The organism is Streptomyces sp. NPDC094034 (genome assembly GCF_040303865.1).
Classification (GTDB): Bacteria; Actinomycetota; Actinomycetes; order Streptomycetales; family Streptomycetaceae; genus Streptomyces.
On the sequence record NZ_JBEOUD010000015.1, the window covers coordinates 154693 to 167152 of the forward strand.

General features: G+C 69.7%; 10 protein-coding genes. 1 reads left to right on the plus strand and 9 read right to left on the minus strand.

Annotated features, from left to right (window positions below):
* Window positions 1-51 precede the first annotated feature (51 nt).
* From ABTZ59_RS16520 to ABTZ59_RS16555, 8 genes are all read right to left on the minus strand, one after another.
* A complete protein-coding gene (locus ABTZ59_RS16520) occupies window positions 52-996 on the minus strand; it encodes a PfkB family carbohydrate kinase (RefSeq protein ID WP_351397052.1) in 945 nt (314 codons plus the stop codon).
* Entirely contained in the window at window positions 993-1982 is a 990-nt protein-coding gene (locus tag ABTZ59_RS16525; protein WP_351397055.1) for a zinc-dependent alcohol dehydrogenase family protein, read from the minus strand. The genes ABTZ59_RS16520 and ABTZ59_RS16525 overlap by 4 nt, the downstream gene beginning before the upstream one ends.
* Window positions 1982-2881: a carbohydrate ABC transporter permease gene (locus ABTZ59_RS16530; RefSeq protein WP_351397058.1), complete on the minus strand. Its 900-nt coding sequence runs from the start codon at window positions 2879-2881 to the stop codon at window positions 1982-1984. Before ABTZ59_RS16530 ends, ABTZ59_RS16525 begins: the two co-directional genes overlap by 1 nt.
* Window positions 2878-3861, minus strand: coding sequence for a carbohydrate ABC transporter permease (locus ABTZ59_RS16535; protein WP_351397060.1), 984 nt, complete (start codon window positions 3859-3861; stop codon window positions 2878-2880). Before ABTZ59_RS16535 ends, ABTZ59_RS16530 begins: the two co-directional genes overlap by 4 nt.
* Window positions 3858-5222 (minus strand): ABC transporter substrate-binding protein, encoded by a 1365-nt coding sequence (locus tag ABTZ59_RS16540; protein ID WP_351397062.1) that lies wholly within the window; start codon window positions 5220-5222, stop codon window positions 3858-3860. The genes ABTZ59_RS16535 and ABTZ59_RS16540 overlap by 4 nt, the downstream gene beginning before the upstream one ends.
* 114 nt (window positions 5223-5336) lie before the next feature.
* Window positions 5337-6098, minus strand: a complete 762-nt coding sequence (locus ABTZ59_RS16545) for a DeoR/GlpR family DNA-binding transcription regulator (protein WP_351397065.1) — start codon at window positions 6096-6098, stop codon at window positions 5337-5339.
* A gap of 342 nt (window positions 6099-6440) precedes the next feature.
* Window positions 6441-8210 (minus strand): discoidin domain-containing protein, encoded by a 1770-nt coding sequence (locus ABTZ59_RS16550; RefSeq protein WP_351397068.1) that lies wholly within the window; start codon window positions 8208-8210, stop codon window positions 6441-6443.
* 105 nt (window positions 8211-8315) lie between these two features.
* Window positions 8316-9437 (minus strand): DUF1996 domain-containing protein, encoded by a 1122-nt coding sequence (locus tag ABTZ59_RS16555; RefSeq protein WP_351397071.1) that lies wholly within the window; start codon window positions 9435-9437, stop codon window positions 8316-8318.
* A 284-nt stretch (window positions 9438-9721) separates the two neighbouring features.
* On the opposite strand from ABTZ59_RS16555, the gene gnd reads away from it, so the two are divergent.
* Entirely contained in the window at window positions 9722-11164 is a 1443-nt protein-coding gene (gene gnd, locus ABTZ59_RS16560) for an NADP-dependent phosphogluconate dehydrogenase (protein WP_351397073.1), read from the plus strand.
* 379 nt (window positions 11165-11543) lie between these two features.
* Here the strand turns inward: gnd and ABTZ59_RS16565 are convergent, their stop codons facing one another.
* Window positions 11544-12173: an aspartate/glutamate racemase family protein gene (locus ABTZ59_RS16565; protein ID WP_351397076.1), complete on the minus strand. Its 630-nt coding sequence runs from the start codon at window positions 12171-12173 to the stop codon at window positions 11544-11546.
* Between the last annotated feature and the right edge of the window lie 287 nt (window positions 12174-12460).

The following is a 12460-nucleotide window of genomic DNA, read 5'->3' on the forward strand; positions in this document are numbered from 1 at the left end:
ACCCCGTCGGTGCGGGGTGGCGGCTCCGGCCGTCCAGGGCCTGCCCCGAGGTCAGCCGGGATCGCCGTCGGGCAGCGAGGGTTCCGTACCGGTCTGGGCGACCACCGAGGCCGCCACCCGGGAGGCGAGGACGAGCATCTCCGCCAGCCGGTCGCGCGACAGCCCGGCCACCCCGCCCTCGCGATGCGGGCCGTTGGCGCTCAGCCAGGTGAGCACGGCCGCCATGAAGGCGTCGCCCGCGCCGATGGTGTTGACCACCTCGACGGGCACCGCGGGCACGGAGACCGGTTCCGCGCCGCCCGCGTAGGCCGTGCTGCCCTTGGCGCCGCGGGTGAGGATCACAAGCCGGCCCTCCTCCGCCAGCCACCGGCAGGTCTCGTCCGGATCGGCGTCGGGCCACAGACGCGCGAGATCCTCGTCGCTCGCCTTGACGACCTGCGCCAGCTCGCACAGCTCACGCAGCCGGCGGGCGCTCAGCTCCGAATCGATGGTCCGGTCCTCGCGCACATTGGGGTCCACCACCAGCAGGGACCGTTCGGCGCCCGCGCGCGCGGTGGCCGCGACCGCCCCGGCCGCCGGTTCGACGACCGCCGCGACCCCACCCACGTAGACCGCGGCGAACCGGTCCACCACCGCGGAGTGGTCCGGCAGCCGGAAGGTCGCGGTGTCCTGGAGATGGAAGTGGTAACTGGTGCCGTCCGGGCCCGGGTCGGCGACCGCGAGCGTCGTGGGCAGCTCCGAGCGTGCGCACAGGCCCAGTTCCGTACCGGCCGAGACCAGCCGCTGTTCGATCATCCGGGCGAAGCCGTCGCCGCCGAGCGCCCCGGCGAACCAGCTGGGCGTGGCCAGCCGGGCCAGCCCCGCCGCGACATTCGCGGGCGCGCCGCCGGGCTGGGCCCGGTAGGACTCCGGCTCGTCCAGCACCGGTACGAGGTCGATCAGCGCCTCTCCCATCACCAGGACGGCGCCGGAGGCGACCTCGATTCCCTCGCTCACGGCTGGACCACGATCTTGCGGCCCTGGCCCGCCTTGAACCGCTCGATCGCCTGCGGGTACTGCTCCAGCGGCAGCCGGTCGCTGATGAAGACCGCCGGGTCGAGAACGCCGGTGGCGAAGAGCGCGGCGGCCCTCTCGTAGCTGTGCAGCACCGCCATGGAGCCGGTGATCGTGATCTCCTGGTTGTAGATCCGGTACGGCTCGATGACCGCGGTCGTCGCGTAGTCGGCGACGCCGAACTGGAGGAACGTACCACCCTTGGCGACCCGGCCGAGGCCGTCCTGGATCGCGCCCGCGTTGCCGGTGGCGTCGATCACGACATCCCAGCCGCCGCGCCGGTCGAACTCCTCCGCCGAGGCGCCGGTGCGCGAGCAGCCGAGCCTGTTGGCGGTCGCCAGCCGCTCCGGGTTGATGTCCAGGACATCGACGCCCGCGGCGCCGGTGCGCTTGGCCAGCTCCAGCATCATCAGTCCCATGGTGCCGGAACCGTAGATCAGTACATCCGCGCCGAGGGTGGAGCTGAGCACGTCGTACCCGCGGACCGCGCAGGACAGCGGCTCGATCAGGGCCGCGTCCCGCACATCGATGTGATCGGGCAGCTTGACGCAGTTGGCGACCGGCGCGACGGCGAACTCGGCCGCGCCACCGGGCTTGCTGACACCGATCGCGTTCCAGCGGTCACACAGATTGCCCCGGCCGGAGCGGCAGTACCGGCATTCGTTGCAGTACAGCGACGGGTCGACAGCGACCTTGTCGCCCACGGACAGTTCGGTGACCTCGGAGCCGATCTCCACGATCTCCCCGGCGAACTCATGGCCGGGCACGATGGGCAGGGTGGGCGCGAACTCACCCTGGAGAATATGCAGATCGGTACCGCAGATCCCGCACGCCGCGACGGCGACAACCACATCCCGGGGGCCGGGGGTGGGGTCGGGAACCGTCGTGACGGAGACCTTGCCGACGGCTTCGACGATCGCTGCCCTCATTACTTAACAGCTCCAAGAGAAAGGCCCTGGACCAACTTGTCCTGGGCGGCGAACCCCGCGGCGAGAACCGGCAGGGACACAACGACGGACGCGGCGCACAGCTGGGCGAGGAAGAGCCCCTGGCTGGTCACGAAGCCCGTCAGGAATACGGGGGCGGTCTGCGCCGTCACACCGGTGAGCACCCTGGCGAAGAGCAGCTCGTTCCAGCTGAAGATGAAGCAGATCAGTGAAGTGGCCGCGATACCGGGCGCGGCCACCGGCGCCACCACCCGCATCAGTACGGTGGGCAGCCGGGCGCCGTCCACCTGCGCCGCCTCGATGATGGAGACCGGCACATCCGCGAGGAAGGACTGCATCATCCAGACCGCGATCGGCAGGTTCATCGAGGTGTAGAGGATGACGAGCAGCCAGATGTTGTCCAGCATCCCGATGTTCTTGGCGAAGAGATACACCGGCAGCAGTCCGGCGACGACCGGCAGCATCTTCGTGGAGAGGAAGAAGAACATGACGTCCGTCCACTTCTCCACCCGCTTGATGGAGAGCGCGTACGCCGCCGGAAGCGCCAGCACCAGCACGAACAGCGTGGAGAACAGCGACGCCGTCAGGGAGTTGATCAGCGGCGGCCAGGGGCTGGCGCCGCCGCCCTCGCCGAAGAACACCCGGTAGCTGTCGAGGGTGAGGGGCGCGCCGATGGACGGCGGGTTGGTCGCCGCGTCCGCCTCCGAGTGGAAGGAGGTCAGCAGCATCCACAGGGCCGGCAGACAGAAGGCGATTCCGACGATCCAGGCCAGCAGCCCGAGCCCGGCGGAGCGCCGCCTGGCCCGCCTGGCGGCGGGGGCGTACTTGTCGATGCGGGGGCGCGACGCGGTGGCGGTGTTCGGTACGGAGAGTGTGCTCATGCCCGGTTCGCCTCCTCACTGAAGAGGGACGAGACGACACGCAGGGCGAAGGTCGCGATCACGATGGTGCCGATCACGACGACGACTCCGGCGGCCGAGGCCAGTCCGTACTCGTGAGCCTGGTAGAAGGTCTGGTAGATGGTGTACGGGAGGTTCGCGGTGCCGAGTCCGCCCGAGGTGAGCGTGAAGACCGCGTCGAAGTTCTGCACGATGTAGATCGACCCGAGCAGGACGCCCAGCTCCAGATAGCGGCGCAGATGCGGCACCGTCAGGAAGCGGAACATCTGCCAGCCGGTCGCGCCGTCCAGCTTCGCGGCCTCCATGATCTCGGCGGGCCTGCTCTGGAGTCCGGCGAGCAGGATGAGCATCATGAACGGCGTCCACTGCCAGATCAGGGATGCCTCGACCGCCAGCAGCGGCATGTCGGAGATCCAGTCGGGCTGGGCGGGGCCGGCGACCCCGAAGAGTCCGGTGAACCACGCCCAACCGCCGTTGAGCAGACCGTACTCGGGGTTGTAGAGGACGTGCTTCCAGAGCAGCGCGGCCGAGACGGGGACCAGCAGGAACGGGGTGATGAGCAGCGTACGGACGAAGCCGCGGCCGATGAACTCACGGTCGAGCAGCAGGGCGAGCAGCAGTCCGAGGACCACGCTGACGATCACCACGGTCGCGGTGAGGAGCACGGTGGTGAAGACCGAGTCGCGCAGACTCGCGTCGGTGAAGACGGAGGCGTAGTTGGAGAGCCCCGCGAAGGCGCGGTCGTCCGGGGCGAGCGAGTTCCAGTCGAAGAGCGAGATCACCAGCGTCGCCACGAACGGCAGCTGGGTGACCGCGATCAGGAAGATCAGAGCGGGCAGCAGCGGAGCCCGGGTGGCCCAGGCGCGGACCCGGCCCGGGGCGCCCCGGCCGGCGCGCCGGGGCGCCGTGGGGCGCCCCGGGCCGGCCGGGGAGAGTGGGGGGGTGCTGACGGAGGTACTCACTTCTGGTCCTTGCCTACCTTCTCGGCGAGCGCCTGCGAGTTCTTGAGCGCCTCGGCGACCGTCTTCTTGCCGGCGATGGCCGCGCTGATCTCCTGCGAGACCTTGGTGCCGAGGTCCGTGAACTCGGGGATGTCGACGAACTGGATGCCGACCGTGGGACGCGGCTGGGTGCCCGGGTCACGCGGGTTGGCGTTGGCGATGGCCTGCTTGGTGACATCGGCGAAGGCCGCCGCGTCCTTCAGATAGTCCGGGTTGGTGTACGTGGAGGCGCGCTTGCCGGCGGGCACGTTGGACCAGCCGATCTTCTCGCCGACGAGGTTCTCGTACTCCTTGCTGGACGCCCAGGAGATGAACTTCCACGCGTTCTCGGTCTTCGTGGACGCCTTCTGCATGCCCCAGGCCCAGGTGTAGAGCCAGCCGGAGCTCTCCGTCTTGTCCACCGGGGCGGGTACGTAGCCGATCTTGCCCTTGACCGGGGATCCGTTGGCCTCCAGCGAGCCGGCTCCGGCGGTGGCGTCGTACCACATGGCGGACTTGCCCTGCGTCATGTTGTTCAGGCACTCGGCGTAGCCGGCCTGGGGCGCGCCCGCCTCACCGTGCTCGCGTACCAGGTCGACATAGAACTGGGTGGCCTTGGTGAACTCAGGGGAGGTGAGCTGCGCCTCCCAGTCCTTGGTGAACCACGTGCCGCCCATGGTGTTGACGACGGTGGTGAGCGGCGCGATGACCTCGCCCCAGCCGGGCAGCCCGCGCAGACAGATGCCCTTCATGCCCTCCTCCGCGCCGTCCGCCTTGGCGGCGAGGTCGGCGACCTGCTGCCAGGTGGGCTTCGCGGGCATCGTCAGCTTCTTCGCCTCGAAGACGTCCTTGCGGTACATCAGGAAGGACGACTCGCCGTAGAAGGGCTGGCCGTAGAGCTTGCCGTCCTCCGCGGTGAGGGATTCCTGGAGGGGCTTGAGTATGTCGCCCTGGTCGAAGGCCTTGTCCTTGGCGGTGTACTCGTCGAGCGAGTGCAGCCAGCCGTTCTTCGCGAAGAAGGGCACCTCGAAATTGCTGATGGTGGCGACGTCGTACTGGCCGGCCTGGTTGGAGAAGTCCTGGGTGATCTTGTCGCGGACGTCGTTCTCCGGGAGCACCGTGAAGTTGACCTTGATGCCGGTGTCCTTGGTGAAGTTGTCGGCGGTCAGCTTCTGCAACTCGACCATCTGCGGGTTGTTCACCATGAGCACGTTGATGGTGTCGCCACCACCGCCGGACGAAGAGGCGCCGCCCGCGCCGCTGCACCCCGCGAGAAGGGCCACCAGGGCCGCGCTCGCACCCACACGCACGCGGAGGTCGCGTCGTCGTTGCTGGAGGGGCATGAGATTTCTCCTGATCATCGTTACGAGAGGGGTTTTCGGGACGGCTCTGCCCTGCCTCCCGGCCCGGGCACGGACCGGGGGCAGAGGGCGAAATGAGGGGTGGCGCGCGCTGCTTCAGACGCGGATGACCTGGGGGCCCAGCAGTGAGTACCGCTGTGCCTCGGCCGATGGCAGACCGGCGTCCGTCACGATCGACTCGAAGTCGCCGACCTCCGCGAAGCGGCAGAAGCTGACGGCGCCGAACTTGGTGTGGATCCCGGCGAAGACCCGGCGGCGGGCGCTGCGCATGGCCTGGGCCTTCACCTCGCTGACGGCCGGATCGGGGGTGGTGAGGCCGTACTCGCGGGAGATGCCGTTCGCTCCGACGTACGCCAGGTCGATGACGAAGTCGGAGAGCATTCTGGTGGTCCAGTGATCGACCGTGGCCATGGTGGAGCCGCGCACCCGTCCGCCGAGCAGCAGAACGGCGATCTTCTCTGCCTCGGCGAGTGCGGTCGCCACGGCGAGAGAGGCGGTGACCACGGTCAACTGCCGGTCGCGCGGCAGTGCCTCCGCGACGAGTTGGGGGGTGAATCCCTCGTCGATGAAGACCGTTTCCGCGTCTCCCAGGAGGTCGGCGGCGGCCGCCGCGATCCGTGACTTCTGAGGTACGAGCCGGGTGGTCCGTACCGCGAGAGTCGTCTCGAACCCGGCGCTCTCCACCGGATAGGCACCGCCGTGGGTACGCCGTACCAGTCCATGACCTTCCAAGGCGTGCAGATCACGCCGGACGGTCTCCTTGGCGACCCGGAGCTTCGTGGCCAGTGCGCTGACTTCCACTGACCCGTCACGTCGGGCGATCTCAAGAATTTCACGTCGTCGTTCGTCGGTGTCCACGGTGACACACTTCCCTGCTTTGCTGCGGCTCAGCACCCGTTCGGGCTCATGGATCGTTTGTACAAGCAAGGGACCCGCTGCGACCAGCTTCTTCGCAGCATCGACTGTGTCCGTTCATGCCCGTTTGGTCAAGAGCGTTTGCGCTGGTCATCAGGGGTGGCAGAGGCGGTGTTGCGCGGATCACTGCCCGAATATGGCTTATCCGGTGCCCGATCGGCGCCCGGTGCGGTCCGTGATTTACGCGCGGGCTGCGCCCGTATACGCAAATTCGCCCGCTAAACATTCGGCGGCGGGCCACGGAGAATCCATGGCCCGCCGCACGGTTCCGCGCTGCCGGTGAGATCAGCCGTACACCCCGAACTCGTAGAGCGAGTAGCCCCACGCGGTGCCCCGTACCGTCGCGTTGACCCGCACATAACGCGCGTCCCCCGCGACGTCATGGTCGTCGATGCCACCGTTGCCGTCGGTGACGGTCCTCAGCGTGGCCCAGTCCTGACCGTTGTCGGAGGTCTGGAGGGTGTATCCCTTGCCGTACGCGGCCTCCCAGGCCAGCTGCACATGCCGGAACGTTGTCTTCCGGCCCAGGTCGACCTGGATCCACTGCGGGTCGCTCCAGTCACTGGCCCAGCGGGTGTCGAACGAGCCGTCGACCGCGTTGCCCGCGGGGCAGGGGCACCCGGTGCCGCTCGGCTGGGACGAGGAGGCCGTGGCCGGCTTGCCCCGGGCGAGATTGGTCCCGTCGACCGGCGGCGGCACCACCTTGAAGGACTTCGTCTCGATGCCGACATTGCCCTTGCCGTCGGACGCCTTGACATAGACCTTCCACACTCCGAGCCGCTCGGGCGCGGTGACCCGGAAGGTGCCATTGCCCGTGTCGGTGAATCGGACGTCCGTCAGCTGTCCCGAGTTGTCGAGGTACTTGCTGCCCAGGAGCAGCTGGTAGGAGAGCGGATCGCCGTTCGGGTCCGAGACCGATGTCCGTACGGTGAACTCCCGCCCGGCCGGGACCGAGGCGGCGCCGTCGACGGACATCGAGGAGATCACCGGCGGAGTGTTGTCGGCGGAGGTGTCGCCGCCGTACGCCCGCTTCACGGCGTAGTACGAGAGCCGCTTCTGGCCCGCGGGAAGCAGATTGAACCAGACGCCGCCGAAGTCGTACTCGGTGCCGTAGTGGAAGAGCGTCGCACCGAGCGCCACGCCCGGGTGACCGGTGATACAGCCCCACGCCTTCGTGTAGCCGCTCGCCTTGGCCGTGTCGGCGGGCTCGTCCGGCACCCCGTTGGCGTCGTCGGGCACCTCCCACTCGCCGGCGGGACCGCCCTCGGTGACGATATAGGGCTTGGTGTAGCCGCCGTCCTGCCAGGTCTTGCGGATATTGCAGACATCGCCGTAGGAGTTCACCGCGTACAGATCGAGGTCCGGCGCGTTGCGCTTGTAGTAGGGCCAGGCCCCGGTCCACGCGTCCGTCGAGGTCACCGGGTGGTTGGGGTCGACCGCGTGGATCTTCTTCGTGATCTCGTTGACGAAGGTGGTGTACGCGTCGCGCTGCTGCTCCAGCGCGGCGCCGCTGTAGCAGTTCTGCAGCCCGAGGACGGACTCGTTGCCCACGTTCCACATCAGGACGCCGGGGTGGTCCTTGTAGGTGTCCACCCATCTGGGGAACTCCGCGAGCATGTTGTTCTTGTAGGTGGTGTCGGTCAGATAGTTGACACAGCCACCGCTGCCGGGACCGCCGCCCGGCTGGAGCCAGAAACCGGCGATGACCTTGACTCCATTGGCCGCCGCCGCGTCGAACAGCGGCTTGCTGGTGGCGTCGGTGCCCCAGGTGCGTACGGTGTTGGCGCCCATCGACTTCACGTCGGGCATGTACCGCGCGGCGTCCGCCATCGCGGGGCCCCAGGTCAGGCCCTTGACCTGGTAGGGCGCTCCATCGACGGTCAGCTGCCAGGAGCCCTGCGATCCGGTGACCTTGACGACGCTGCCGGCGGCCTGCGCGGCGGGCGCCGGGAGGGCCACCGCGCAGGCGGCGAAGAGCGCGGCGACGGCGACCGGGGCCAGGCGGCGGGCTCTGCCGGCCGCTCCGCGGGCCGGGTGTACGGCGGGTGGGTGCATGAGGTGGTGTCTCCTCGGGAAGTGGGGGGCGAGGGGTGGGGGCACGAGCATGGGAGAGCGCTCTCCTCGATGGGTGTCCGGCACCCATCGAGGAGAGCGCGCCGGTCAGGGCAGTTCGTAGTCCGCGTTGAGCGCGGCCCCCGCCTCCGGATGGGTCTGGTCGTAGCCGCGGGCGTCACACTGGAGTCCGCCCACGACACAGTGCCGGACCAACGCGTTCAGCGTCGCGTCGTCCCACGCGTTGAAGAAGTCGTAGTGGAACGAGTGCCCCATCCCACTGGCCAGTCTGACCTGCGACATATCGCCGTTGACGGGCCAGGCCATCTTGAACTCGATCATCGGCAGAGCCACCGGATGCGAGGTCGGGCAGACGTCCTGGTTGGCGCCCTGCGCGACCGGATAGGCCATATGGCTCTGGTGGTTCGGGGTGTCCAGATACTTTCCGTCCCAGCAACTCGGCGCCTGGAAGCGGAGGTTGAGCTGAACGTCCTGGGCGGTCGGGCAGGACGCCGGGATCTCGGTGTTGTTGTACTGGTTCCCGCACTCCCAGCCCTCCACCCAGCCCGGGTGGTTGCGGAACTCGTCGGCCGACTGCATCGGGTTGCCGACGACATAGCGCAGCCCCTTGGGGAACGGCCGCACCGAGCGGTAGTCGGTGACGCCCGACTTGTAGTAGATGACCTGCGGACCGACCGGCGGGATCGCCACATCACCCTTGTACAGGGTCGGCATCCAATACGCGGACGTGTCGCCCGGCGCCTTGCACGCCGTGCCGCCGCCGCTCAGCGAGGCCGTGGTGCTGTAGGCGTCGGTCGTCCTGTTGCCCATGAACGTGTGATCGTGCGACTTACCGGGCTGACCGGGGAACACGATCGGGTCGTCCGGCCTGGTGTGGGTGACCGAGCAGTTCGCCTGGAACTCGTGGAAGTAGCGGTGCGGGGGGATCTCGGTGGACGGCTGCACCCCGGTCACGGGCGGGTTCGCCGGTATGTAGCCGTCCCCGTCGGGATCATCGCCCGACGGTACGGGGGCGGCGGGAGCCATCTTGTGCCCGGCGTGGGCGGCCGGCGCCGCCTGCCCGGCCGCGGCCGGCCGGTCGGCCGCGCGCGGGGCGGTACTGGCGTTGGCGGTGTCCGGAATCGCGGAGAACCCGAAGGCCACCAGAGCCAGTGCGGTGGCGACGAGTAACGCGGACATCAGGGCGGTGGTGCGGAATCTCTCGGCCATGCGGACCTCCATGCCGCTTGGAATCACTGCGGGAGAGCGCTCTCCAAGGCCGTGTCAGTGTTACGCCGTCGCTGAGAGGGTGTCAATACTCTGTGAACGATCCCGGGCACGGCCCTTGTTGCCGCTCACGCGCCGGACACGGCACGATGCGACAAGCCCGGAATGCGAAAGCTCCCGGGCGGCTTGACGATTGGTGAACGGCCGTGTTCGGCGGTGCGTATCCCTCCCCGGCGGGACGTACTGGCGAGGCACGACACATCCGACCGATATCCAGGAGCGCACGCATGAGTGGTACTGCCCAGATCGGCGTCACGGGGCTCGCGGTGATGGGCCGCAACCTCGCCCGTAACTTCGCCCGCAACGGTTTCACCGTCGCCGTGCACAACCGCACCGCGTCGAAGACCCGCGCTCTGGTGGACGAGTTCGGTGACGAGGGCGCTTTCGTCGCCGCCGAGTCGGCGGCGGACTTCGTCGCCGCGCTGGAGCGGCCGAGGCGTCTGGTCATCATGGTCAAGGCCGGTGAGCCGACGGACGCCGTGATCGAGGAGTTCGCCCCGCTGCTTGAGGAGGGCGACGTCATCATCGACGGCGGCAACGCCCACTTCGCGGACACGCGTCGCCGGGAGCGGGAACTGCGCGAGCGCGGGATCCACTTCGTGGGTGTGGGCATCTCGGGCGGTGAGGAGGGGGCGCTGCACGGGCCGAGCATCATGCCGGGCGGATCCGCCGAGTCGTACGTGTCGCTCGGCCCGCTGCTGGAGCGGATCGCCGCGAAGGCCCCCGACGGCGCGCCGTGCGTGACCCATATCGGCCCCGACGGCGCGGGCCACTTCGTGAAGATGGTGCACAACGGCATCGAGTACGCCGATATGCAGCTGATCGCCGAGGCGTACCACCTGCTGCGGTCCGTGGCGGGCTACTCCCCCGCGAAGATCGCGGAGACCTTCCGGTCATGGAACACCGGCCGGCTCGACTCGTATCTGATCGAGATCACGGCGGAGGTGCTGGCCCATACGGATGAGGCGACCGGCAAGCCGTTCGTGGACATCGTGACCGACCAGGCAGAGCAGAAGGGCACCGGCCGCTGGACGGTACAGATCGCCCTCGATCTGGGGGTCCCGGTCTCCGGCATCGCCGAGGCCGTCTTCGCCCGTTCGCTGTCCGGCCACGCCGCGCTGCGCGAGGCGTCCAGGACGCTGCCGGGCCCGACGGCCGCTCCGCTCGGCGAGGCCGACGCGGCGCGCTTCGCCGAACAGGTCGAGCAGGCGCTGTACGCGTCGAAGATCGTGTCGTACACACAGGGCTTCCACCAGATCCAGGCGGGCAGCGAGGAGTACGGCTGGGACATCGACCTCGGTTCTGTCGCCGCGATCTGGCGGGCGGGCTGCATCATCCGCGCCGCGTTCCTCGACCGGATCCGCGGGGCGTTCGACACACGACCCGACCTGCCGAGCCTGCTGTCCGACAAGCAGTTCGCGGAGGAGATCGGCGCGGCGCAGGACGACTGGCGCGCGGTGGTCGCCGCGGCCGTGCACCAGGGGGTGCCGACGCCGGGCTTCGCCGCGGCGCTCGCGTACTACGACGCGCTGCGCGCCGAGCGGCTGCCCGCCGCGCTCACGCAGGGGCAGCGCGACTTCTTCGGCGCGCACACCTACCGGCGCACGGACCGTGAGGGCTCGTTCCACACCCTCTGGGGCGGCGACCGCTCCGAGGTCTCGACGAGCTAGACAGACGTGTCCCGGGAGCCCAGTGGCCCCGGTGAGGGCTCCGGCTCCGGTACGGGGTCGGGGCCCGGCGGGTGCGGCACGGGTTCGGGTTCGGGGATGGGCACGGGGCTCGGCGGCGAGGGGATGGGCTCCGGCGCGGGGCCCGGCCCGGGCACCGGCCCCGGCGGACCTGGCGGGCCCGGCGGCGGGGTGGGCACCGGCGGTACGGGATCGGGGAAGGAGCTGGCCATGCCGGACCTCCAGAAGTGCGGGAGTCGTGCGTTCCCAATGTCTCCCGGAGCGCGTGCCCACGCTCGCCGGATCCACGCGTAACCGCACGCGTCCGCTCGCCGGACCCGCGCGTACCCGGGTGCCCACACTCGCCGGACCCGCGCGGGGGTCAGATGGCGACGGCGGCGGCAGCGGCGGCGTTGAGCCCGGGACGCGGGCTGGAGAACACCGGAACGACACTCGTGGCGCGCTCGGCCGCGTCGGCCATCGACGCCTGGGCGAGCACGATCACATCGGCTTCGGTGACGGAGTCGACGGCGGCGGCCACCGCGTTCAGATAGCCGTCGCGGTCACCGGCCTCGAAGCGCTCCCACGCGCCTTCCACCAGTACGGTACGCACCTCGATACGGCGCTCCCCCGCCTCCTGCCGGATCAGCGCCACCGTCGCTTCCAGGGTGCTGTCCAGCGCGGCGACCACCACGACCCGGTCGGCCGCGGCGGCGGCCACGGCCATGGGCCGGTCGACCCGCAGGACAGGCACCCCGAGGGCGGGGGCGGCCCGCTCCGCGACCTCGCCGATGGTCGAGCAGGTGCACAGCACGGCGGTCGCTCCCTCGGCGACGGCGCCGGCGAGCGCCGATTCGACATCGGCGGCGACGGCGTCCGGGCCCTCGGCCCTGGCCCGGCTGAGCAGGGACTCGTCCACGAGATGACGCAGGACGAGTCCTGGATGGTCGGCGTCCCGCAGGGCGTCGAAGACCGGAACGTGAACCGGTGAGGTGTGCAGCAGCGCCAGCATGATCGCGATGCTAGACGGCGTTCGGCCCCGTGTCGCGCCGCGCGCTCACCGGTGGCGCGGGGAGGCTTTCACCTGTTCCTGGGCGGCCCTGACGGTCTCGGCCGGGGCCTGGGGCGCCCCGGCGGGATGGCGCTGCGCCCATCTGGCCGCCTAGGTCCTGTCCGGTCGAGGGGGGGGGGGGCGGGGGGCGCCCCCCCCCCCCCCCCCCCGGGGGGGGGGGGGGGCGCACAGGGACGCTCAAAAGGGGCGTCCGCCCCCGGGAGGTCAACGCGACCCACCCCCCCGCG